General features: G+C 41.8%; 19 protein-coding genes. 5 read left to right on the forward strand and 14 right to left on the reverse strand.

From position 1 onward, the window contains the following. Window positions 1–86 precede the first annotated feature (86 nt). From THMIRH_RS00150 to THMIRH_RS00160, 3 genes are all read right to left on the reverse strand, one after another. Complete coding sequence (locus THMIRH_RS00150; protein ID WP_173289564.1) at window positions 87–2,159, reverse strand: alpha/beta fold hydrolase; 2,073 nt, start codon at window positions 2,157–2,159, stop codon at window positions 87–89. Window positions 2,160–2,176: 17 nt separating this feature from the next. After that, the gene (locus tag THMIRH_RS00155; RefSeq protein WP_173289566.1) at window positions 2,177–3,460 is read right to left on the reverse strand and encodes an OmpP1/FadL family transporter; all 1,284 of its coding nucleotides are present in this window, start codon (window positions 3,458–3,460) and stop codon (window positions 2,177–2,179) included. Between the two features lie 245 nt (window positions 3,461–3,705). After that, on the reverse strand, window positions 3,706–5,754 hold the full coding sequence (locus tag THMIRH_RS00160; protein ID WP_173289568.1) for a M3 family metallopeptidase: 2,049 nt from the start codon (window positions 5,752–5,754) through the stop codon (window positions 3,706–3,708). 98 nt (window positions 5,755–5,852) lie between these two features. Between THMIRH_RS00160 and THMIRH_RS00165 the strand changes: the two genes are divergently transcribed. Further along, entirely contained in the window at window positions 5,853–6,515 is a 663-nt protein-coding gene (locus tag THMIRH_RS00165; protein ID WP_207710570.1) for an NAD(P)H-dependent oxidoreductase, read from the forward strand. Beyond that, window positions 6,515–6,934 (forward strand): secondary thiamine-phosphate synthase enzyme YjbQ, encoded by a 420-nt coding sequence (locus THMIRH_RS00170; protein ID WP_173289572.1) that lies wholly within the window; start codon window positions 6,515–6,517, stop codon window positions 6,932–6,934. Before THMIRH_RS00165 ends, THMIRH_RS00170 begins: the two co-directional genes overlap by 1 nt. Window positions 6,935–6,996: 62 nt before the next feature. On the opposite strand, the gene THMIRH_RS00175 is transcribed toward THMIRH_RS00170, so the two are convergent. Further along, a complete protein-coding gene (locus THMIRH_RS00175) occupies window positions 6,997–9,594 on the reverse strand; it encodes a methyl-accepting chemotaxis protein (protein ID WP_173289574.1) in 2,598 nt (865 codons plus the stop codon). Between the two features lie 297 nt (window positions 9,595–9,891). Here THMIRH_RS00175 and THMIRH_RS00180 point away from each other — a divergent pair, with 297 nt between their 5' ends. Further along, the gene (locus THMIRH_RS00180) at window positions 9,892–12,369 is read left to right on the forward strand and encodes a methyl-accepting chemotaxis protein (RefSeq protein ID WP_173289576.1); all 2,478 of its coding nucleotides are present in this window, start codon (window positions 9,892–9,894) and stop codon (window positions 12,367–12,369) included. A gap of 82 nt (window positions 12,370–12,451) precedes the next feature. Here THMIRH_RS00180 and THMIRH_RS00185 read toward each other — a convergent pair whose 3' ends face one another. The 3 genes from THMIRH_RS00185 to THMIRH_RS00195 form a co-directional block, all read right to left on the reverse strand. Next, entirely contained in the window at window positions 12,452–12,742 is a 291-nt protein-coding gene (locus THMIRH_RS00185; protein ID WP_173289578.1) for a type II toxin-antitoxin system RelE/ParE family toxin, read from the reverse strand. Next, the gene (locus THMIRH_RS00190; RefSeq protein WP_173289580.1) at window positions 12,729–12,950 is read right to left on the reverse strand and encodes a TA system antitoxin ParD family protein; all 222 of its coding nucleotides are present in this window, start codon (window positions 12,948–12,950) and stop codon (window positions 12,729–12,731) included. Before THMIRH_RS00190 ends, THMIRH_RS00185 begins: the two co-directional genes overlap by 14 nt. A 216-nt stretch (window positions 12,951–13,166) precedes the next feature. Then, window positions 13,167–14,087: an alpha/beta hydrolase gene (locus THMIRH_RS00195; protein WP_173289582.1), complete on the reverse strand. Its 921-nt coding sequence runs from the start codon at window positions 14,085–14,087 to the stop codon at window positions 13,167–13,169. Between the two features lie 51 nt (window positions 14,088–14,138). Here THMIRH_RS00195 and THMIRH_RS00200 point away from each other — a divergent pair, with 51 nt between their 5' ends. Continuing rightward, complete coding sequence (locus THMIRH_RS00200; protein ID WP_173289584.1) at window positions 14,139–14,366, forward strand: hypothetical protein; 228 nt, start codon at window positions 14,139–14,141, stop codon at window positions 14,364–14,366. Window positions 14,367–14,437: 71 nt separating this feature from the next. Here the strand turns inward: THMIRH_RS00200 and THMIRH_RS00205 are convergent, their stop codons facing one another. Genes THMIRH_RS00205 through nhaD form a run of 3 tightly spaced genes read right to left on the reverse strand, consistent with a single transcriptional unit; the run spans window position 14,438 to window position 17,825 of the window. Then, window positions 14,438–14,680 carry a hypothetical protein gene (locus THMIRH_RS00205; protein ID WP_173289586.1) on the reverse strand — a complete coding sequence of 81 codons (243 nt, stop codon included), beginning with the start codon at window positions 14,678–14,680 and terminating at the stop codon, window positions 14,438–14,440. Next, window positions 14,677–16,335 carry a Na/Pi cotransporter family protein gene (locus THMIRH_RS00210; protein WP_173289588.1) on the reverse strand — a complete coding sequence of 553 codons (1,659 nt, stop codon included), beginning with the start codon at window positions 16,333–16,335 and terminating at the stop codon, window positions 14,677–14,679. Before THMIRH_RS00210 ends, THMIRH_RS00205 begins: the two co-directional genes overlap by 4 nt. A 53-nt stretch (window positions 16,336–16,388) precedes the next feature. Next, entirely contained in the window at window positions 16,389–17,825 is a 1,437-nt protein-coding gene (gene nhaD / locus THMIRH_RS00215; protein ID WP_173289590.1) for a sodium:proton antiporter NhaD, read from the reverse strand. 69 nt (window positions 17,826–17,894) lie between these two features. Here nhaD and nhaA point away from each other — a divergent pair, with 69 nt between their 5' ends. Beyond that, window positions 17,895–19,268, forward strand: coding sequence for a Na+/H+ antiporter NhaA (gene nhaA, locus THMIRH_RS00220; protein ID WP_173289592.1), 1,374 nt, complete (start codon window positions 17,895–17,897; stop codon window positions 19,266–19,268). A 5-nt stretch (window positions 19,269–19,273) separates the two neighbouring features. Here nhaA and THMIRH_RS00225 read toward each other — a convergent pair whose 3' ends face one another. The 4 genes from THMIRH_RS00225 to THMIRH_RS00240 are packed head-to-tail and all read right to left on the reverse strand — an operon-like array spanning window position 19,274 to window position 24,625. Further along, complete coding sequence (locus THMIRH_RS00225) at window positions 19,274–21,451, reverse strand: ATP-binding protein (RefSeq protein ID WP_173289594.1); 2,178 nt, start codon at window positions 21,449–21,451, stop codon at window positions 19,274–19,276. A gap of 22 nt (window positions 21,452–21,473) precedes the next feature. Next, on the reverse strand, window positions 21,474–22,703 hold the full coding sequence (locus THMIRH_RS00230; protein WP_173289596.1) for a hypothetical protein: 1,230 nt from the start codon (window positions 22,701–22,703) through the stop codon (window positions 21,474–21,476). A 12-nt stretch (window positions 22,704–22,715) separates the two neighbouring features. Next, window positions 22,716–22,940 carry a hypothetical protein gene (locus tag THMIRH_RS00235; RefSeq protein WP_173289598.1) on the reverse strand — a complete coding sequence of 75 codons (225 nt, stop codon included), beginning with the start codon at window positions 22,938–22,940 and terminating at the stop codon, window positions 22,716–22,718. Window positions 22,941–22,954: 14 nt separating this feature from the next. Continuing rightward, entirely contained in the window at window positions 22,955–24,625 is a 1,671-nt protein-coding gene (locus THMIRH_RS00240; protein WP_173289600.1) for an ATP-binding protein, read from the reverse strand. Window positions 24,626–24,655 lie beyond the last annotated feature (30 nt).

A 24,655-nucleotide genomic window follows, 5' to 3' on the forward strand; every position in this document is an offset into this window, starting at 1 on the left:
ATTAAAAGCCCCCAAAAACTGCACCCAAAACAACGGCAGAAAGCGGTTGGAGAGAAATAGCGAACCTTGCAAGTTCGTCTGCCAGATTATTGCTTAACAGTACTGTTACTGGTAATCGAAATTGCCGTCCCTGCAGATGCTGCAAAACTGGCCATCGCTTGTTGCATGGTTTGAGTTGTTACTGCACTCGATGTTGTATCTAATAATGAACCATGTGTGCCTGCCGTAAAACGAATAACGCCTTTAGATCCACCAACAGCACCAGTGTCTTTAACCGCATTTAAACCTTGAAGGCTAGCCCAAGGTTCAGTTCCCGCTAAGGGCGCGGTTGAAACAGCGTTTGGAATCACTTGATCATCCGTTCCAGTATTGCCGTCACCCACAACCTCCATGAGTAAGGTAGGTACGGTTATTCCACTCACATAATTTACAGGGTCCCCAGAATCTGAAACAGTTTGTGCCGCTAATAAAAAACTGTTGTAATCGGCAGAACCTTTAACGATGCCTTTAGCCGCTAATCCAGCGTCAATTTCAGGTCCAAAAGAAGCTGAGTTAGCCAGAATATAAGATGCTTGCAAACCAGAAGCGACAAAAGTAGCTGATTTTAAGTCTGGTGATTTATTGGCAAAAACACCCCCAACCATACCGCCTAAAGAATGCCCAACAAAATGTACATTGTTAGCATCCAATGACAGCCCTGTCGCTGCGCCTAAAGCTGCTTTTAATTGAACCAAATCAGAAACTGCCTGGCGTAAATTATCGCGTGTTGTCAATAAACTGCTGAGCTGAATAAAGTGGCGACCCGAGGAATCTGCCACACCATCTGGCTGAGCCGCCGTAATACTGCCATTACTGTCTTGGGTAACAAAATCTAAATCAAAAGTTCTTTCTGGCGTATTGGTATTTCTTAATGCTGCTAAAGCACTGGTTGAAGTAATACCGTGTAAAGGCATATCAATTGCAATTCCAACAAATCCAGCCGCCGCCAAAGCGTCAGCAACGGCAATTAAGTTCCCTCTATTTTGAGTAATACCATGTTGAAAAATCACCACAGGCCACCCAGATGTCGGCATAGTGCCGGTGGGGACGGAGGCTAGAACTGGAATCGTTACATCAGCGTTCTTCTTAGGTGAATCACCTAAAGCAACAGAATACTGAGTCAAAATACCACCCGCTTGGCCTTTCCATTTGTCAATTAATGGCGCCGTAGGGTTTGTTGTCGTTGGTGCTTCTAAAAAATATGGAACGGTTAATGCACCCGCGTAAATCTTCGTAGAACCGCCTGTTCCGAATGCAGTCGTTGTCAAATTAGTATCTGCTAATTGCAAACTGCTGTTAGTGACACCTGTAATTGCTTTATCAAGCACATCATCAATGGATTGTGTGGAAAAAGATGAGGTCATGATAATTTCATCACGACTCAAACCACCCATCGCAACAGCGTAACCTAATTGCGCCTGAGTAAACTGACGAACAGGCTCTAAACTAACCGCCGACGAATTAGGAAGACCTGGGACAACGCTTAAGTTATTAGCATCAATTAAAGGTGTTGTTAATTTCAAATAGGCATAGGTTGCGCCACTAATTGCAGCATTTCCATCGGTATCTTTTAAAGCATTGGTAATCGCAACCATATAGCTACTTTTAGCGGCTAAGGGTTTTAAAGGCAAAATGACCAGTGTTTTGCCATCTGAAGATAAGGTTGCAAAATAATCTACGCCATAAGTTAAGGTTGCTGTGATACTGGTTACCGCCTTAGTGGATGCATCTGTTGTTACCTTAAAAACCTTAACCGCTGCTGCAACGGTGGTTGAGTCCATTGCTTTGGATAATCCTATTGAAATCGGAGCAGAGGTCGAAAACCCATCCAGCTCATTCAATGCATTTTTAGGATCGCTAATATCGTTCGCATCTTTAACTGTAAAATTTAAAGTGCCATCGGTAGAACCTGCAAATAGCAGATCATTTGGATAGGGAATATTTGAAGTTAAAGGATCAAAAATAGGTGAACCTTTGGTTTCGGCAAGTTGTTCAGTGGTTGCTGGCGCAGAATCTAGGGTAATATCTTGTTTTTCAGTTCCGCAACCGCCCAAAATAGTCGCAGATGAGAATAAGGCAACTAATAGGATTTTTTTGTTAAAAATGTTTTGAATGCTCATGTCTGTTCCCCTAATCCTTAATATTTCCAAACCAATTGTGCTGAAACGATATCAATGTTGATATCAAAATTACCTTGCAACACATGGCTGCCTGTGTCGGCATCAGTGGCTTCAATTTTAGGATTGCCGCCAAAAATATGGGTATAACCCACATCTAAATTTAAGGTTTTAGACAATTGATAACCCGCTCCCACCGAAACCCAAGTACGGTCACTGTCTGAAATTCTGGGCGTTCTGAGTTGTGCATTTTTAATAGGGGTTTGATCGAATGCCACACCCGTTCTTAATTTTAAGGTATCGTTTAGCTGATGGGTCATCCCTAAAGAGTAACGCATCGAATCTGTCCATTCTTCTGGTTGAACTGAGTCATCTTTGGCTGGATTGTCAAACTCGATGCGCAATTCTTGGAAAGTGCTCCACCCTGTCCAAGTGGCGTCTGCCAAAATCTCGGTTTTTTGAGAGAAAGGATAGGCATAACTTATAGAAGCAGTTGCGGGTAAAGACACGCTGGCCGACACATTGGTATCAATGTAAGACGCACTGCTTACATTGGCAGGCGTGGTAAAGTCTGCCTTGCCTGTAGCGTTGTGGCTGATTTGCGAACGAAATGCTAATCCCAAGCGCCCCGCTTTTTCAAAGTCAACCATCAAGCCCAAGTTATACCCATAAGCCCAACCTGAAGCCTCTAGGTCGGCATAGCCATCATTTTCTTGTGGTGTGCTGGTCAAACCAAAATCGATTTTTTGAGTGAGGTTTACATTGATATATTGGGCATTCAATCCAAAACCAACCGATAGATTGTCATTTACTTTGCGTGCAATGCTTGGGTTAAAGTTGTAGGTTTTGGTTTCGGTATAAACCGCGTTATAGCGCCCTACCCAATATTGGTCATAGTCAACGGTTGAACCATAAGGCACATTAAACCCAAACCCTAGGTCATAGTTGCCCATTTGTCCTTTCCAATAAAAGTTGGGCACGATACCCATTTGCGCGCCGTCATCATCTGCGCCCCTTAAAGGTGAAGTGCTTCCATCAGAATTTTTAACGTATGAACCCTCATTATTAAACTTTGCAGATGGCAAAATCACATGAGTGCCCACGATGATTTCATGCCCTTTAATCGCTGTCATCCCCGCTGGGTTAAACCACATGACGCTGGCGTCTTCGGTTGAGGCGGCGGCACCGGCGTAGGATAGGCCTTGGCCGCTGGCGCTTTGTTCTATCAGTGCAAAACCTGAGGCATAGGCTTGGCTGGCGAACAAGGATAAACACAGAGCTGACAGTTTAAAAGGGGTTTTCATAGAGCATCCTCTTTGATGATTTGCCTTAAGTCAACCTCAAGACAAACAGGTAAAAGGCCAAAAAACAGGTCAAAAATGACCAGGCCTGGTTAAATTTGGGCATTTTTGGATTATTTTTTAAGCGTCATAATCCAAAAAAATTGCTGTGATTATAACAAGCCCCTTTTAATTGACTCATTCAATATAATTATGGGGCTGTAATAATTTTGATTGGTCAGGCTAGTTGACCGTTTTATTTTATCGGCTTAAGCGGCAATACCTGAGTGTCGAAGCAAGGCATCGATTTGCGGTTCTCTGCCTCTAAAAGCTTTGAATAATTCCATGGGGTGCACTGAGCCGCCTGAGGCCAAAATGGTGTTTTTGAATTTTGCACCTGTATCAGCGTTTAAAATTCCGGTTTCTTCAAACAGGCTAAAGGCATCGGCTGATAAGACTTCTGCCCATTTGTAACTAAAATAACCTGCCGCATAGCCGCCCGCAAAGATATGGCTAAAACTGTGCGGAAAGCGATGCCACTCGGGCAACATGACCACCGCAACCTGCTGACGCACGGCTTTGGCAAACGCCAAGACATCTAGCGGATTTTCTGGGTTGTAAACCGTGTGTAATTTAAAGTCGAACAAGCTAAACTCTAATTGGCGCAGCATGGCCATGGCCGATAAAAAGCCGCGACTTTTCTTTAAAGAGACCAACAACTCAGCGGGCAAGGTGGCGCCGGTTTCTATGTGCGCGGTCATTAAATCTAAGCCTTCTTGTTCCCAGCAAAAATTTTCCATAAATTGCGAGGGCAATTCCACGGCATCCCAAGGCACACCGGCTATTCCAGAAACATCTAGGTGTTGCATTTTGGTCATCATGTGGTGAATACCGTGCCCAAACTCGTGGAATAGAGTGGTGACTTCGTCATGGGTTAAACAAGCCGGTTTATCGCCTACTGGTGGCGTAAAGTTACACACCAAATAGGCAACAGGCTTTTGTAAAACACCTTGCGGATGATGCCAACGCGTAATGGCAGAGTCCATCCAAGCGCCGCCGCGTTTGTTTTCGCGGGCGTATAAATCTAAATAGAAGGCTGCAAAAGGATGCTCTGCACCCTGCTCATACAGTTCAAAAAACTTAACCTCGGGATGCCACACATCCACCCCTTGTTTCTGTTTAATTTGTACACCAAACACTTGTTGGGTAATGGTAAACAAACCCTCTAACACTTTGCTCAGCGGAAAATAAGGTTTTAAAGTTTCTTGCGACAGTGACAAGGTTTGGTCTTTGAGTTTTTCAGACACATAGGTGACATCCCAAGGTTGCAGGTCTTCTATGCCTAAGGTTTTGGCAAAGTCTTTTAGGCTTTGGAGTTCGGCTTGGGCTTGCGGTTTGGATTTAACCGCCAGGTCTTCTAAAAAGCCAATCACCTGCTCGGTGCTGTCGGCCATTTTGGTGGCCAGTGACAATTCGGCATAGTTGTTAAAGCCTAACAATTGCGCCTTTTCAAAACGCAGTTTAAGAATTTTGTTAATCAGTTCAGAGTTATCAAAGGTAGTATCGGCGGCTTGGTCAGACGCTCGAGTGGCAAAGGCTTTGTAAACTTCGGCACGCAATTCTCGGTTGTGAGCATTGAGCATCACCGCATGATAGGACGGAAAATCTAGGGTAATGCGCCAGCCTGTTTGATTTTTTTGTTCGGCTAATTGCGCCAAAAGTCCTTTGGCAGAATCGGGTAAACCGTCTAAATCGGCTTCGTTTTCAATCAATTTTGACCAGGCCTGGGTAGATTTAAGCACTTGATTGCTGAATTGACTGCTCAATTGTGAGAGCTGTTGCGAGATATCTTTAAAGCGCACTTGTTGTTCTGGCGCCAAATCTATCCCCGACAATCTAAACCCACGCAAGCCGTTTTCGATGACTTTCTTTTGCGCCAAACTATAGCTGGCGTATTCATCGCTGGACGCGAGCGCTTTGTATTTGGCAAACAATTCGGCGTCTTGCCCTAGGCGCGTAGAATAGTCCGTGAGTTTTTCTAAACAGGCGTTATAGGCTTCGTGCCAAGCATCATCATTTTTAACAGCATCCAAATGCCCCACCGGCCCCCAAACGCGCTCAATGGCGGCATCGCAGGCTTCTAAAGGTTCCATAAAGTTTTGCCAGGTGGGTTGCTGCGTTTCAGCAACCAGCGCTGCAATTTTGGCTAGGTTATCTGCCAAGAGGGTTTCAACCGCAGGCACAATATGTTCCACATGAAACTCAGAAAAAACCGGTAATTCGGTTGGGTGATATTGACTGTTAAATAATGGATTCATTCTGTCCCTCTTTAATGATGCAGTTTGCTAAAATTTGATGGTTAACACGCTAAAATATCGGATAAGTTTACTCGGAAATTTTCAATAAAGGAATGCTCATGAACCCTTCAACCCTGCTTGAACCCTTTCATTTTCGTCATGCCTGCAAGGTAATGGATGCCAACCAAAAAATTCCGGCAGACCAATTTGCAACCATTTTAGAAGCCGCGCGCCTAAGTCCCAGCTCGTTTGGCTACGAACCCTGGCGTTTTTTGGTGGTGCAAAATATGGCCTTGCGTGACAAGTTAAAACCGCATACTTGGGGGGCGCAAAATACCCTGCCCACCGCCAGCCATTTTGTGATCGCTTTGGCCAGAACCGCCAAAGGCATGCGTTATGACAGCGCTTATATTCAACACATGATGCAAGACATTCACCATTTACCCGCTGAAATGATTGCAAAACGCAAAGGGTTTTACCAAGCCTTTCAAGAAAGTGATTTTGATTTACTGTCGTCTGAACGTGCCCTATTTGACTGGTCTAGCAAACAAACCTATATCGCCTTGGCAAATATGATGACGGTCGCGGCGCAAATGCAGATAGATTCTTGTCCGATTGAAGGCTTTAAAACCCAAGAAGTCATGGATTTATTAGCCTCAGACTTTGGGGTGGACACCACAGAATTTCAAATTGCTTATATGGTCGCCTTTGGTTATCGCGTGAATCCACAAAACCCCAAAACACGCCAACCAATCGATGATATTTGCGAGTGGTTTGAATAATGGCGATTGTTCAAAAAACACTGAGCATCACCACCCATCAACGCGGCACCCAAAATATCACCTCAATCATCGATGATTTGGTTAAAAATGCCGGCATTCAAACTGGGCTTTGCCATGTGTTTATTCAACACACATCGGCCTCATTAATTATCACTGAGAATGCAGACCCCACGGTGTGCTCCGACATAGAAACCTGGATGCAACATCACATCTTAGATGCCGACCCCAAATATCGACACGATTATGAAGGCGATGATGATATGTCAGGGCATTTAAGAACGATTATGACGGATACCAGCCACAGCATACCGATTACAAATGGTCGCTTAAATTTGGGGATATGGCAGGGGTTATTTTTGTATGAACATCGCACCGGCAGTTTTGAGCGCACTTTAGTGGTGACGATTCAGGGCGAATAAAAAAGGCTCTAAAAAAGAGCCTTAAAGTATTCGCGATTAAAATCCAAATATAGTCTAAACGCTTAAAAATCTTCCCAAGTTTCTGGGTCTTGCGCTTTTGATTTATTTTCTATGGACAAAGGTTTTGTTGCGGGTTTAGTGCCCGACTTAACCGCTAATTGCGGTTTTGCAGGGCTTTTGGGTGCTGCCAAGCTGGGGCGAGCAGTCACTTGGCGCGTTTGGCTGTGATTGGTTTTAAAGAAAGCCATATTACGACTTAACTCAGTGGCTTGGTCACTCATGCTTTCTGCTGCCGCCGAGGTTTCTTCAACCAAAGCGGCATTTTGTTGCGTGGTAGCGTCAATTTCATTGACCGCTTTATGCACTTGATCCACCCCTTCCGCCTGTTCGGCAGAGGCTTTGGCAATCTGCTTAATCATCAGCGTGACTTCATCAATTAATTGCGTAATGCCATTAATCACCTCACCCGATTCTGTGGCTAAATGCGTGCCTTCATCTATGCGTGCCACGCTTTCATTAATTAAAGATTTAATGTCTTTCGCCGCATCTGCTGACTTTTGCGCCAGATTACGCACCTCGCCCGCCACCACGGCAAATCCGCGCCCATGATCACCTGCTCTGGCGGCTTCTACCGCCGCATTCAGCGCTAACAGATTGGTTTGGAACGCAATGCTGTCAATTAGGGTAACGATTTCTGAAATTTTGTGACTGGATTGTTGTATGGCGTTCATGGCGACAATGGTTTTTTGCATGACCTGGGTTGCCTGAACCGATTCACCCTGCACTTTTTGCACCACTTGCGACACTTGCTGAGCATTTTCGGTATTGTTTTGCACTGCAGAATTCATCTCATCCATGGTGGCCGAGGTTTCTTCCAAAGCCGCTGCTTGTCTTTGTACGCGGCTGCTTAAATCCAACGCACCTTTAGAAACTTCTTCGGCTTCTGAATTGACGATACCCGCTGCCGTTACCGCTTGGTGCACAATTTCAGACAGTTTGCTCACCGATTGATTCACCGCTTCTTTGAGTAGGCGTAAATCACCGTGATATTCTGCGCTGATCACCTGAGTTAAATCGCCTTCACTTTGGGCGACCACCACACGGGTAATGTCTGCTAAGGCTTCATCAATGGATGCCATGGATTGATTGATACTTTGTTTCAAAACATCCAATTCACCAGGCGCAAACACCTCTACGCGATGTTTAAACTTGCCTTGGCGCATATAACCCATTACTTCGTTGATATTGCGAATAATGCCGTTGGTTTCTGTCATGGCTTGTTGCGCATCAGCCATCATTTTGTGGTATTCACCCGAGGTATTGTTTTGAATGGCAATATCAAATTGTCCTTCTCGCATGGCTTTCATGACCCGCGCCAACTCTTTGATAACCAGTGCTATATTATCCACACTGTGATTCACGCTCATTTTCAAAGTATTTAAATCACCGTGATAATCACCCGAAATGCGTTTAGATAAATCCCCTTTTGCAATCGCCCCCACGGTTTGATTGGCTTCGGCAAGCGCTTGGCTCACTTGAGTTAACAGACTGTTAATTGCCATAGCGGTTTTACCCACTTCATCACCACTGTTGACCGGCGCTCTGATCGAAAAATCGCCGGTTTCTAAAATATGGGTGGTGGCTTGCTGCATTTTGGTTAAGGGCGTTGCCACCATTTTGATAATGGCAATCACTAAAGTAAAAGTGAGCAATAAAATCCCAAACACCACACCGCCTAAAGACACCCAAGCATCAAAAATGGCTTCGTTAATGGGTGTGGTATAGACGGTTTCTGGCATGATAAATAGGTGGCGACCAAACACTTTGTTTTCTTCATCAAAAGCGGGAATATCGACATACAAATGACCATTCATTAAATAAATGGCATTCTGATCGGCTTCAACTGGGCGATAAAAGGTTTGGGCTTCTTTCAAAGCCTCTGGGTTAAACCATTTATTACTGGCAATTAAATAGTTATCTCCCACCGGCTCATTGTTTTCAACCACCGGCATTTTGCCGTATTTTTCTTGGATATAGCGTTTATCTACCAAGAGTAACCAATCGCCATCCTTGTCTTTTTTAAAGGTTTTGGCCACCGATGCCAAGCCTTGAATAATGGTCACCATGCCCACAAAATCTTCGTTTTCAAAAATGGGCGAAATCCCCACCACGGCAACCCCTAAAGCCCCTATGCCTAAAGATCCCACGGCTTGTTTATCTTTCATCACTTCTTGAATGAGAGGATTGTTGGCCACATTTTGACCGTAGTTGTCTAAATCCCAAGAACGAATTAAAGAACGGCCATCTGCCGTGATAAGTTGTGAGCGAATGTTTTTGTAATTGGTTTTTTTGGCGTAGTTTTCTTTAATGTTTTCAAAAAAAGGCAGCAAGGCTTCTCTTTCTTCAACCGCCATGGCATCAATAATGCCTTTTTGTAAAGTGATGGCAGTCCCTGCCAAAATTCCACCCTGCACTTTTAAATCAACTTGCGCTTGAATGTAATTGGTCATTTCTTTAAGAAGGGTTTGTTCAATTTGTTGCGGCACAGGCTTAACAATGGAGATATACATGGTCATACCCGCAATAAAAGCGACCAAAACACCGACAATGCTGGAGATAAAAAGAACTTTTGCTTTAATTGAAAGGTTTTGAGTTTGCATATCCCCTCCTTTTATATGACTCATTAATTGATTCTGTAAGCGAATTTATGTAGTCATTACATCATCAAATGACGCTAATTGAAATAAAAAATTTATGTGAAATACCTAAAAAATCAAGCCTGTTGCAAAATAATACACTTGCCAGAATGACACAAAGTTTAAATGACTTTTTAATGACCTGTGATAACGCTTTTCTATTTTGCATACTGCTGATTTTTACTTATAATGTAGTTCGAATTATTCATTATTTTTCTCTTCTCAGTCATTTGTTAATTGAAAGAACATTGGAAGAACCCTATGCAAAAGCATTCATTAAAAACCATTGTCTTAAAAGTTTCTTTGGGCGTCGCCCTAACCGTATCTTTAGGTTTAGGCACTTTTTTATACATCAACCAAATTAAACCCGTTGAACAGCATGTTAAAGATAATCTCACCTTGCAAATGCAGCAGTTTATCGACAGTAAAATGGATTTAAAAATTCAGGCTGGGATAGTCGGCGCCACCATGGTTTCTTTGCAACCTGCAGCCCTTGAAGCCTTAACAACAGGCAATCAAGCCGCGTTAAAAACCTTATTTAAAACTCTCAAAGATGACTATGCTGAAAAAACCAATTTTCGCGGTATCTTCAGTGAAGTGTTAGATGCGCAAGGCAAATCGGTTTTGCGTTCGTGGAATTTGAACTCACCCGGTAATGACCAAAGTGGTGATGCGTTAATCAAAGCCGTTTTACAAAGCAAAAAAGCGCAAGGTTCTTTATCGTTTGGAGAGCGCGGCGTGGTGATTACTTCTGTGACACCGGTGTTAAATAACAAAGAATTGCTTGGGTTAACCACCATGGTGCAAGGCGTAGGGTCGATTTCGCGTGACTTTACCAATGAATATCAAGGGGCTTGGATTATGCTCATTGATAAAGAATATGTTCAAAAAACCACCGGTAGTTTAAAAGCCATCGAAAAACTTAACCCCATGACCGATCGTTATGTTTTGGCCAATAACAAATGGTTTTCTCCTGAGGTCATCGAGTTGACCAAACAGGTTTATCAACCGATTAATGGCAAACAAAGCGCTGTTTATCTCAGTGGTGATTCCGTTGTGGTCGATTTACCTGCTTACGATCAAGAAAACCGTATTTTTGCTCGCCAAATTTTCATTCAAGATAAAAGCGTCTTCACCAATCCGCTCACAGAAGCCAAAAACCAAGCTTGGATGACGCTGTTGAGCGTGATTTTAGCCATTTTAATTTTAGCGATGATTCTATTATTTGCGGTGATTAAACTGGTGATTAAACCGCTCGAAAGTTTGAAAAAAACCATGAGTGACATTGAAGAAACGGGCGATTTTAATATTCGCTCCAACATCCAAACCCAAGATGAAGTTGGCCAAACTGCTCAAGCGATAAACCATCACCTAGACAAAGTGAGCACTGCTGTTAAAGAGGCCAACAAAGCCATTCACGCGCTCGCCAATGGCGATTTAAACCAACGCATCAATGGTCGGTATGTGGGTGATTTGCTCAAGCTGCAAAATGGCGTTAATGAAAGTGCCGAAAATGTCAGCCAAATGATTACCGAAATAGGCAAAGCGGTTAATCACTTAAATCAAGGCGAATTTAACATTAACCTAAATGTTGAGGCCAAAGGCGTGTTTGCCGATATTTTGCAAGACACCAGTCATGCCATGCAAAAACTTGACCTCATCATCCAACAAACCAATCAAATCATGCTGGAAGTTTCGCAAGGGGTTTTCCACAAACGCGTCACCAGCGATGCGCAAGGCTCATTAAATGTGTTAAAAAATGCCATTAACAAAAGTTTAACCAACCTTAATGAAATTATTCAAAACATCACTCAGGTCATGGATAGCCAAAGCCAAGGCGATTTGGTGCAGCGCGTTGCCGTCGATTGTGAAGGCGATCTACTCACCCTAAAAAATGCGATTAATAACAATGCCAACCAACTGAGCCAAATTATCGAAAAAGTCATTATCGCTTCGCAAAATGTCTCCAGTGCGGCAGACGAGGTTTCTTTGGGTTCACAAAGTTTGAGCGATTCAGTACAACAACAAGCCGCTTCTATGGAAGAAACCTCCGCCACCATGTCTGAAATCAACTCAGCCATTAAACATAATGCCGAAAATGTCATCAATGTCGATCACCTAGAACATCAACTGGATGAGAATTCTAAAACGGCTGGTAAAGTCATGCATGAAACCATCGAAGCCATGAATGCCATTCAAGGTTCAAGCCATAAAATTGGTGAAATTGTCAGCCTGATAGATGGCATTGCTTTCCAAACCAATCTACTGGCATTAAATGCTGCGGTTGAAGCCGCAAGAGCGGGTGAACATGGTCGTGGATTTGCCGTGGTGGCAGGCGAAGTGCGCAACTTGGCAGGAAAATCTGCCGATGCCGCCAAAGACATCAGTAAACTCATTGGCGACAGCATTGAACTGATTAACCGCGGCACTGCATTGGCCAGTGAATCTGAAAGGGTTTTGGGAGAAATGAATAAAACCATCAGTGAAGTCACTGATATGATTGGTAATATTGCTTCTACCTCGTCAGAACAGGCTCGTGGAGTAGGTGAGGTTAATCAGGCGTTAGGATTAATTGACCAGGTTACACAGCAAAATGCTGCCTTAGTAGAACAAACTTCTGCGGCAGCCGAAAGCTTAAAAGACCAAGCCATGCAGCTCAGAGAAGATACCCAAATTTTCAAAATTGCGGGCCATTCTTCAATGCGTTTAAATCAAACACCCAAGTTATCCAAAAAATAACTCGGGCGTTAGGTGGTTTTTATAAGCTAACCTTCTAAGGCCACTAAGAATACAGCCTATTTAAAAGAACCTCTATTTTTTTCTATAGGCTGTTTTTTACATCACGATAAAAGTTTTCATGACTTCCCAGTGCTAATAACTCCAAAATCAATTGGTCTTCTTGGTATGAATAGCCCAAGAGAACTTCTTGTTTAACCATCTTGAATTTGTAAACTCTTAAATAAGCCAAATCACCTTTTTTCTTTTCTCCAAGTTCGGGCTTATCCATTAATAATTTAACCGCTTTGTCCAAATCTTTCTTTTGATTTGGGTAAAGTTTTTTGGCCGCTTTTTGAAAGTTAGGGGATTGAAGAACTTGTTTAACCGAACTCATAGGGCTCCAATTTTCCAGCATCCTTTTCGGCTTGAGAGATAATGACCTGTCTTACAAATTCATATGGCAAATCAGGATTGTCTTCCATCATCTCACCAATTTTTGCCCAATGTTCAATCTGTTTAGGAACGCTTCTATTGAAGGCTTTTGCCATAATTCCAGCTTTTTCAACGAGAGACTCATCCAGTCTAATGCTTGCGGTCGCCATACCATAATCCTTTTTGTAGTAATTTGATTCAATTGTAGCAACTTGCCACAACCGACTCAACCAATAATAAATGGTTAGTTTGAAATGATCCGATCCTGAGGGGATTTTTAAGAAATGCAAAGATAGGGTCTTTAAGATTGGACTGTTTTATAGACGTTTTATAAGGCTTAAAATCCCCAATGACTATTGGGGATTTTTTTGGTTAAAAATTTTAGACTATTTGGCCATAAACTCATTCATATGATTAACCGCATCTTCACCGGCAAAATCTAAGAAGAAATGGTCTGCACCATCTACTTCAAACACTTCTATGTTGTTATGGGCTTCTAAAATTGGTTCGATTTTTTTCGGTAAATCCACCACCACTTTATCGTCTGTTCCGGCAAACACTAACACAGGTTTTTGAATATTGGGCAGCACATGCAAGGTGTCCATCATGGGATTATTTTGGTAATAGTCTGCAAAACTGGCAGCACTGACTGGGCTTTCTTTGCAATACACAAAATTGGTTTTGGGCATTAGCGTATCGCCTTTACCAGCTTTCACCAAGTCATTGGCTTTTTTAACCAATGCATTCAAGTCTTGCTGATATTTGGTTTGATACTCAGCCACTTCGTCTTCCCAAGACCAAAGTTGTGGCGCAAACAAGACGACCTGTTTAATCGCTTTATCGTCATTATGCAAAGAGGCATACCAAGCCGTTTGGTTACCGCCACGCGAATGACCCACTAGGGTAATATCTTTAACACCCTGCTTTTCTAACCATTTTACCCAGGCGTCAATTTCCGTTAGGGCATCCGTATGCTTATGGGTATGAGGTCTGTCGCAAGATGTCATGGCAATCTCTTTACGATTGTCCATGCCCAAACTTAAGCTGATGGCCAACACACTTTGCCCAGCTTCCGTTAAGTTTTTCTTGAGCATTTTTGCGGTACTATAATCTTGGTTCATCCAAGTACCATGGGTAAACAGAACAACGCCATCCTGCAGGGTTTTGCCGTCTGCCAATTGCAAATCGCCATTGACCGTTAAACCATTGGCTTTAATTTGCACCGCTTCTGCAAAGGCATTTTGCGAAAACATCAGCGCCAATCCTAATAGACCAGCCAAACTATTTTTTGAGGTTAAAAATTTCATTTTCACTCCTTGAAAACAACGTTACATAAAATTGAGACTACGGAGAATATCATGCAAGAAAATGCGTTAAATAGCGAACATTTTGTTTTAAAAGTCAGTGGCAAACACGGCTTAATTTTTAAAACCAAACACAACGACCATAGCTACCTAGAAAAAGTTGCCAAAGAAATGTTAGAACTGCCAGATGGCCACTTTACAGAATACGAAATTCACAGCAGCGACCATGCCAATGAAGAAATGACCCATCCTGAATATTTGATTCATCCAACGTTCGATTAAGCGCCAAAACCGCCATTAAAATGACCAGGCCTGGTTGAATTTGGCACAAAAATCGGGGGGTTTTAAGGGTTTTATTGCTGCTGATAACCCATTTGACGCATGCAGTCTTCATAGGTCATGGGCACCATGGTTTGAGATTTGATTTGCACAGCACTGGTGCCGTTTTGATTTTGCCAAGCGCCGGTGGCTTCGCCTTTGCAATACAGGCTATCGCTGCGGAAAGCTTGGTCGGTTTGTTTGTCTTTTTTAATAAAGACTTGGTTGCCACACCCACTGAGGGTCAGCAAGATGAGCGTTGTAAAAATCAGTTTCATGCGTTTTCCTGAATATTGAGTTTGGCGATGCGTTTGGCTTCAAAAAATAGGGTTTTGAGCCCTTCAACGATTTGCATTTCAAATCTAAAAATTTGCATTCGCTGCTCGTTCGCTTGAAAGTTTTTAGCTTGATGCGTCAAGGCCTCTTCCATTAAATGGTTAATGGTGGGTTTGGCAGTGACCACTAGCACGGCTTTGTCGTGTTGGTCGTCTTGCAAGGACAACAAGGCATTATCTATGGCTTTGGCAACTTCTTTGGCTAAAGTATCCATCAACTCTTCCATGGTTTTACTGGGTTTGAGTTTTCGTGAAAGCGCTTCGTGTTTGGTTTTGAGCAGATTATATTCAATGGTTTCTAAAATAATCGATAGGGTGTTTACCAAGGTAATCATTTTGACATAATAAGCCTGTTGATCATCATCCAAGTCGGAGCGACTGATTTTACCGATATACTCCAAAATGGCTTGTTGATAGCGTTTTAAACGAATCAAACTGCTGTCTTCAAATGCCAATTGACTGAGTTGGGTGTTTTCGGAATAGCGAATCACATGGGCAAAAAATTTGGCAAATTCTGTCTGAAAATTCGCCAATTCCATTTTTAGGTTACCAAATGCCAAGCTGGCTGTGCCTGCCAAACTTTCGTCCAAAAACAGCGGTTTGATTTCTTTGGAGTGACTTTCTTCAGGAATCACCGGCACCAGTTTATTCACAAACCACACAAACAGCGGAATCATAGGTAAAAACAACACCAAAGCCGAGAGCTTAAACAAGGTATTGGCATTGGCAATTTCACGCGGCACATCTTGTGAAATACTGTTAATCCCTTGCATATCGCCAGGTGAAATGGCGATAGCTAAAGCCGCCAAACTCCCCAAAAATGGCAACCAAATCAAAACACCCATCACATTAAAGGTGACATGAACTAAAGCGGTTCTTAGGGCATCACGCGTTTTACCCAAGGCGGCTAGTAAAGCGGTGGTGCAAGTGCCTATATCGGCACCCATGGCAATGGCAATACCGGCTGGCAGTGTAATCAATCCACTCGAGGCCATGACAATCACAATCCCAATGGTGGCTGATGAAGATTGCACCAAAGCGGTAAATAAAAACCCCACCAAAATACCGTAAAATGGATTTTGTAATTCACGCATTAATTCTAAAAAGGGTTCAAAACTTTTGAGCGGTGCCATACCGCTGCCCATGACATTCATCCCAAAAAACACCAACCCTAACCCCATGATGAGTTGACCAATACTTTTTTGCTGACTGGAGCGTTCTAAAAACTGTAACAAAAACCCAAAAGCCACCATCAATAATGCCAAATTGGTCACTTTAAACGCCACTATCTGCGCTGTCATGGTGGTCCCTAAATTGGCACCCATGATAATACTGGCCGCTTGTGTCACGGTAATAAACCCAGCCGACACAAACCCCACTACCAAAACAGTGGTGGCCGATGACGATTGAATAACCCCGGTGACCACTGCCCCAGAAATAGCACCCGTGACGCGATTGGTGGTGAGTTTGCCCATGAAAACTTTCATCTTTTCACCGGCCACAGCCAAGAGGCCCTTAATCATCATGTCTAGGCCATATAAAAATATCGCCAAGCCACCCAGCAGTTCCATCGACATTTCAAACCAATTTAGGGTCATGTTGGCATCCTTTGTAAAGCGTCAAAAAAGCCCGCAAAGCGGGCTAGAGTGTTTTATTTGATGATGGTAAAGAGTTCGGCATTAATCATAAAGTGCACCCAAATACTGGCGGCATAACCTAACGCCACCACGGGCATCCATTTTAGGTGTCCCATAAAGGTATACATGCCTCTGGATTGTCCCATCAAGGCCACACCGGCCGCCGAACCTATGGACAATAAAGAACCCCCAACGCCTGCGGTTAAGGTCACCAATAACCAATGACCATCCGACATACTTGGGTTCATGGTGAGTACCGCATACATCACCGGAATGTTATCTACTATGGCCGACATAATACCCACGGTAATGTTGGCTTCGGTCGCACCCCATTGGGTATACATCACTTCTGAAGCCATGGCTAGATAACCAATCGTGCCTAAACCACCGACCACTAAGATAATTCCGAAGAAGAAAAATAGTGTGTCCCACTCGGCACGGGCAATCTTGTTGAAAATATCAAAAGTAATGGGCTTGGATTCTGGGTGGGTTTCGCCTTCTCCCGTATTGCCAATTTCATAAGACATTTCGCCGGTTTTCTTGAGGTAATAGGCAAAAAACTGCAAATAGGCCAAGCCAGTCATCATGCCTAATACCGGGGGTAAATGGAACAGCATATGCATTGATACAGCGGTGGTAATGGTCAATAAAAACAACGCAATGATGCGTCTGGCACCGCGTCTTAAATAAATAACCACATCAATCGGATCTGGGATTTGCTTAGGAATAAAGAACATCATAATCATCGCTGGCACCACAAAGTTGACCAAAGATGGAATAAACAAATCAAAGAACTCAGTAAAACTTAACACGCCTTTTTGCCAAACCATCAAGGTGGTGATGTCACCAAAAGGACTGAAAGCACCGCCCGCATTGGCCGCCACCACCACATTAATAAACGACAAGGTGACAAATTTAGGCGAATTAATACCCACCGCCAAAATGACCGCGCCCATTAATAAAGCGGTGGTCAGGTTGTCGGCAACTGGTGAAATAAAGAAGGCTAAAAATCCGGTAATCCAAAAGAGTTGGCGATAACTAAAGCCTTTAGACACTAACCAGCCTCGTAAAGCGGCAAATACATTGCGCTCTTCCATGGCGTTGATATAAGTCATGGCGACCAATAAGAACAGGAATAATTCCGCGTATTCTAAAATATTGTGGCGCACCGCTTCTTCAGCGGCGTGCGGAAAGCCCATATTGCTGTAAGCAATGGCAATCAACACCCAAATAATCCCTGCTGCCAAAATGACCGGTTTGGATTTGCGCAAATGGGTGAATTCTTCGGTCATCACAAACAAATAGGCAATCACAAAAATCGCCAAACTGGTATAACCGACCCAATGGGTCGTTAAATCTAGGTTTTCTGGTAGCACAGAACCTGATGCTAGGGCCAGGCCTGGTAAAAATACCATCAAAATAGTGCTTAAAATGCTGAAGACCGAAGTCATGATTTTTCCTTTTTATCAAAATTGATTCTGTGTATTATAAATACTTAATTCTTAAATTAGGAAAAGTCGATGATTAAAAGTATAAAAGACTATAAGATTTACGCGCCTTGGGAAAGGGCTTTTAATAAAGTCGCCACCCCTTTTGAGCACTTTCTCCATCAACAAACCACCACCGGTTTGGTCTTGATGATGATGACAGTGGTTGCACTGATCTTAGCCAACAGCCCAATTGCCGAAAGTTACAAACATCTCTTTCATACGCACCTGACCATCAGTCTTGGCGGTTTTAGCATTGACCACAGCTTACATCATTGGATTAATGATGGATTGATGGCGTTATTCTTTTTTGTGATAGGTTTAGAAATCAAACGCGAAATTTTGGTCGGCGAATTGTCGGATGTTAGAAATGCCATTCTACCGATTTTAGCTGCCATTGGTGGTGTGGCTTTCCCCGCTTTGATTTATGTTTATATCAACGCAGGCTTACCCAGTGAAAATGGCTGGGGAATTCCCATGGCCACCGATATTGCCTTTGCCATCAGTGCTTTGGTGTTATTAGGGCGCCGCGTGCCCGTGGCTTTGGTGACTTTTTTAGTCGCTTTAGCGATTGTGGATGACTTAATTGCGGTTTCGGTAATTGCGATTTTTTATACCGCGGATTTAAATTTATTTGCTTTAGGAATGTCGTTTGTCTTTTTTGGCGTGCTGTTAGCCTTTAATCGATTTGGGATACACCATCCACTGCCCTATTTTTTAGTAGGCGGTATTATGTGGATTTTCATGCTCGAATCAGGCGTTCATGCCACCATTGCCGGTATTTTGACCGCTTTGGCGATTCCCGCAAAACCCAAATTTAATCCTGAGTTTTTCCAAAATCATATGTGTAATTTGACCGAGGACTTTAATCGCCACCCGATTGGTCCAAATCATATGTTGCATGATGAACAAAAAGCCACTTTGCATCACATGGAAGATGCAGTACACGCCGTGCAAGCACCTTTAAATCGACTAGAACACGATTTTCATTTACCGGTGAGCTTAATCGTTATCCCATTATTTGCCTTAGCCAACGCGGGTATCGCGTTAGATTTTAGTCAAATGGGACAAATGATGATGGAACCTGTGACTTTAGGCGTCATGAGTGGATTGGTGCTAGGTAAAGTGATTGGGATTGCTGGTGTTGCCTTTATTGCCATTAAGTTAGGCATTGCCAGATTGCCCAAAAATGCCTCAATGAGCCAATTGTTTGGCGTGTCTTTCTTAGGGGGTATTGGATTTACCATGTCGATTTTTATTGCCGAATTGGCTTGGTACGATACGCCAGGCGGCGCTGAAATGTTGCTAGAAGCCAAAACAGGGATTTTGTTTGCCTCTTTGTTTGCTGGTTTATTTGGGTATATTTGGTTGCGATATATTGCCAAATCACCCAACACTGACCATTAACGGCTTTATTTAAACAACCTATTATTTAAATTCACCAACATCTCAGTAAGCTTTTTAAAATCAATCGGTTTACTGAGAAACTCATCCATACCCGCTTCTTTACAAGCAATTTGATCTTCTGTAAACGCATTCGCAGTTAAAGCAATAATAATAGGTTGTTGGCTTAATGCCATTTGGCGAATATGTTGGGTGGCTGTCAGTCCATCCATATTGGGCATTTGAATATCCATCAAAATCATATCGTAATCTTTATGTTTAACCGCATCTAAGGCCTCTAAACCATCCATGGCAATGTCTGGATTAATACCCAATTTTTGCAATAATTTGGTGGCTAATAATCGATTCACTGGATTATCTTCAACCAAAAGCATGTCTATCCTAGATAAATCACTTTGAGAGTTTTCGGCTTGAGGTTTTTGCACATTTGACTGAGTCACAGGTGCTTTAAAGGTGAAATGGAATATAGATCCCTTGCCTTCTTCACTTTCAACCCAGATTTTGCCTTCCATTAATTCGGTTAATTTTTGGCAAATAACCAACCCTAGCCCTGTGCCACCATATTTGCGCGTGGTTGAGGCATCGGCTTGCGTAAAGGAATTAAACAATTTTTGAATGACTTCAGGCGACATCCCTATGCCAGTGTCTTGCACAGACACTTGATAAAAATCGGTTTCAGGCAATTGTTTTAATGTAATACCGACTTGACCGGCTTCGGTAAATTTAATGGCATTTGATATTAGGTTATATAAAATTTGGCGCATTCGAGTTGGGTCAGTTAATACCCATTCTGGACAATTTTTATCCACTTCCATCACCAATTGCAAATGTTTGCTTTTGGCTTGGGGTTCAAATACATCATATAAATCTTTGAAAATTTCATTTAAATGAATCGGTAATTTTTCCAAATCTAATTTGCCAGCTTCAATTTTTGAAAAATCCAAAATATCGTTAATTAGGGTTAATAAAGAATGGCTGCTGCTTTTTAAAACCCGAGCATATTGGTTTTGCTCTTCATTTAAAGGGGTTTCCAGCAATAAATTTGTCATACCTATCACCCCATTCATGGGGGTGCGAATTTCATGGCTCATGGTGGCTAAAAAATTACTTTTGGCTTCGGTGGCGGCTTGAGATTTTTTGAGCGCAATTTCCAGTTCTTGAGTTCTTTGCTGCACCAACTGTTCTTGGTTTTCAGCAAAGGTTTTTAACTCTAAGTTACGCTGCATAACTTCATCGCTGGCTTCCATGAGCGCTTTTTCTAAGGCAATTTTTTGAGTCACATCTTTTGAAGTGACTAAAACTCTTTGCTGGTCACTCATCAATACCAAAGACATATTCACAATGATATGTTGCTGATCTTTGACTACACAGGTTTTGGTAAAGTCTTTAAAGTAGCCTTTACTGACAACCGCCTCTAAAACCATTTCACTTTTTTCAATATCTTCTGGCAAGGTTAAGGCTAAACAGCTGGTTCTGAGTAATTCTTGGCGCGTCATTCCCGTCATTTCTAGGTAAGCAGGATTGGCTTCTAAAAACGCTGTGGTATGAACATCTAAAATCGCAATACCATCTTTTGAAGCATTATAAATGGCTTCAAAGTTTTCTTTTTCTATTCTGAGTTCTTGGGTTTTTAAAGTGATATTTTCTTGTAAAGTGCGCTTTTCAAGCTCCCAGGCCTGGTAAAAAATAATGTTATTGACGGCATAAGACAGCTTAGAAATTAGATGGCGCAAGGCGGTATGATTGGTAAAATTTTGGTTTTCGGTTGTTTCAGAATTACCTACCACGATCAAACCATAGGGAACCTCTATATCACCGGCAAACAATTCCAGCGAGGCTTCTTTAAGTGATAAGGTTTTGAGAAATTTTTCGACCAAAATTTCTGGCGTTTGTTCGGTGTGATCTAAATGACTTTTTTCGATTCTCAGGGTTTCAATGATTTCGCCAGATAACAGCAAATTAATCATCGGGAGTATTTTCTTTTCTGAGTCGTTATAACCGGAATGACTATGCACTTTAAATAAACCCGTGGCATCATCATGTAAAAAAATGACGCACTTTTGAAAACCCAAAACCTCAAGAACAAACTTTTCTGTGAGTTTGAATAAATCCATCAAGGGCGTTTTTTCATTCACTTTACGCCATTCTTGATGTAACTGTTCGTAAAAACCTAACTCAATATTCATCTGACATCCAGATTATTCATGATTACAAGAAAACTTCTACTTCTAAATAGTCATCTCCACAAGAAATGCCTTTGGTCATTTTGGTTTTGTACTTGGCTTTAGAACGACGCATTTGTCTAAAACCTTCTTCGGTATCTATGCGTTTGCCATCGACAATATCGGTATTGTAAATAAGCTGCATTAAGCCGGTAAATCCACCACTATTTGCCCAATGTACCGGGTAATTATTTTGACCATACATACGCAAATAACTCATATCTTCAAAATCATTATAGTTTCTAAAGACTGCACGGTCTTGCGACAGTTCTACCGCTGTGTGATAACCCCAACCCATGGTATTGACTAAGGCAGCGAGTCCTTTAATCCAATCTTCTTTGGTTTTTAAATAGGGTTTAACCGCTTGGTTCCATTCATTAGAATTCATTATCCCGCCGTAGGTAAAAAACCCACAAGCATGGCCCGCTTCTAACAATAATTCGGTGGCAAGTGTTTCACCATATTCACCTGCCACTTCACTCATAGATTTAACAAACTCAAACTGTAAACGATTAACCCAATCACTTTGACAACGAATCAAATAAACCCCAAAAGCCGGAATAAACCCTTCTTCATTGCCCACAAAATGCGCATGCGCACCTAAAAATGCGGAAGTCACCACCTCTTCAAATTCCCAGTCTAAAGAAACTTTAGGTACTTCTTTAAATTGGGTAGGCTGTTTGGGTGGATAAATGGCAAAATTAACCAGGCCTGGCTTAATCACATGGGTATTAAATGCATCACCACAGGCCATGCAAGTGGTTTGGATGGCTTGAACTTCAGCGAGGGGTTTGTCATAAATTACGGCATAGGCTGAGGCTAAAAATCCGCTGGTATAGTAATCAACCGGATTTTTAGACAGACCAAATTTTTGAACCCATGTTTTTGAAAAGAAGGATTTGTAAGTGGTTAATTCAATACCCGCTTCAGTCATGGACGATAAATCAATTAACCCATAACCAAACGATTTATAAATATCTTGCGCCATTTTTTTAGCATCATCTTCAGCCAACCCCTGACATAAATTGCTGAGTTGATAATACACAGAATCTGCCGCTGAACCCACCAAAAATAAACGACTGTCTATATAATCAGCATCCAAAATTGAGCGTTGTAAATAATTGATATAGTGATGGCAATGAAAAATCATGGCTTCACCGGCTATTTCAATTGCATTATGTTGCTCATCAAATTTATATTGTTGAATATCAAACATAACGACTCCCAATTACTTTTCTGGATAAGGCAGTGAAACTAAGTTTTCGGCTGTTTCTTTAGCCAATAGATATAGTTTTTCGGGGACGACTATTTCGTCAGAATTTTCGATCATTTCGGGTGTAATTTTTTGATTAACCGCTAAAAATTCTGGCAATAATTTAACCAAAATACGATCTACAATCTTAGATTCGCCATTTTGAATTGCCCAATTCAGTAAGGGTTTAATGTCTTTCATAAAAATTCCTTGGTTCATGACGCGGCCAAAAACTGACTGAATACTTCCTGTAATACTTCAATTTTAATGGGTTTTGTAATGTATTCATCCATCCCTGAATTGATAAAAAATTCCCGATCACCTTCCATGGCATTTGCGGTTAAAGCAATGATGGGAATCGGTTTTAAATGTGCTGCTTGTTCTTTTTTACGAATTTCAACGCAAGCTTCGGTACCTGACATATTAGGCATGTTTTGATCCATTAAAATTAAATCAAAATGACCTTTTTCAAAAGATTTTACCCCTTCAAGTCCGTCGCTGGCAATTTCATAAGTTAAGCCAAATCTTTTCAATAGTGCAGACACCACTTTTTGGTTAACCAAATTGTCTTCAACCACCAAAATATGGCCGTTAAACTGTTGTAAAGCCTTACTGTGATGGACTTTTTTAGGCAGTATTGCGTTGTTAATCGGCGCAATAATACTAAAGGTAAACTCACTGCCCTTGCCAACTTCTGAAGTCACTGAAATTTTGCCACCCATTAACTCAACCAGTCGGCTACTGATGGATAAACCCAATCCTGTGCCACCGTATTCACGGGTGACAGAACCATCGGCTTGAATAAAGGGTCTAAAAATGTCATCCAATTTATCTTGAGCGATACCAATGCCGTGATCTTTAACGCTGATTTTAAGGAGTTGTTCAATTTTATCGTAATGCGCAGTGAGTTCTATTTGAGTCGCGTTGGGTGAAAACTTAATCGCATTGGCCAAAATATTATTGAGTATTTGATGAAATCTTAAGGGGTCAAACCTTAAATATTCTGGTAAATCTTCTAAGCCACAAGTGATTATTTTTTGGTCTTTTTGACTCATTTTTTCTTCGTTTAACGCAATACACTGCTCAATTTCAAAACGCACTCGGTTATTGGCATCTTGAATAACAAACTGATTACTTTCAATTTTGCTGAAATCTAAAATGTCATTGATGATGTTCATCAAATCTTCACTGGAATTCTTAACAATATTTAAATATCTGAGTTTTTGAGGGTCTTTTTCGAGTTCTTTTAAGATATCAATAAACCCCAAAATGCCATTCATTGGGGTTCTGATTTCGTGAGACATATTGGCCAAAAACTGGCCTTTTAAGCGATTGGCGTTATTGGCTTTGTCTGTTTGAACTTTGAGATTTTCAATTAATTCGCTGTTTTTTAAGTTCAACTCAAAATTTTGTAACAGATGTTCATTAAAAACACGGCCGTTTTTAACCACAAAAGCGCCAAAAATAAAAATAACCAAAGCAAACAGGGATTTTTCTAATTCTCCATATTGCAAAAAGGCAAGCATTAAGGGCAAAAGGGTAATCACCACAAAGGTATAAAAATAATGTTTTATAGGGGTGAGTGAAGTGATGCTACCGGCAACCATGCCCGCTAAGGTAATGGTGATATAGGCATTTACAAATTCATTGCCATAACCAAACATCAACATGGGCAAAGAGGCCCAACCCAATGCGGTTAAAACCACCATACTATAAAGCTGATGATCAAAGTGTTGCGAAAACTCGTGATTGGCTATTTTACTTTGAATCGACTTACCTAAGAAAAAGCGAAAACTAGACACCAAAAACATATAACCAGCCCAAATATACAAAGCCATAGGTTGGTTAAATATAGAAATAACACCGGCTAAGAATAAAGCAATCATCAGATTACCTAAACTGCTTACGGTATTATT

The organism is Thiosulfativibrio zosterae, assembly GCF_011398155.1.
Lineage (GTDB): Bacteria > Pseudomonadota > Gammaproteobacteria > Thiomicrospirales > Thiomicrospiraceae > Thiosulfativibrio > Thiosulfativibrio zosterae.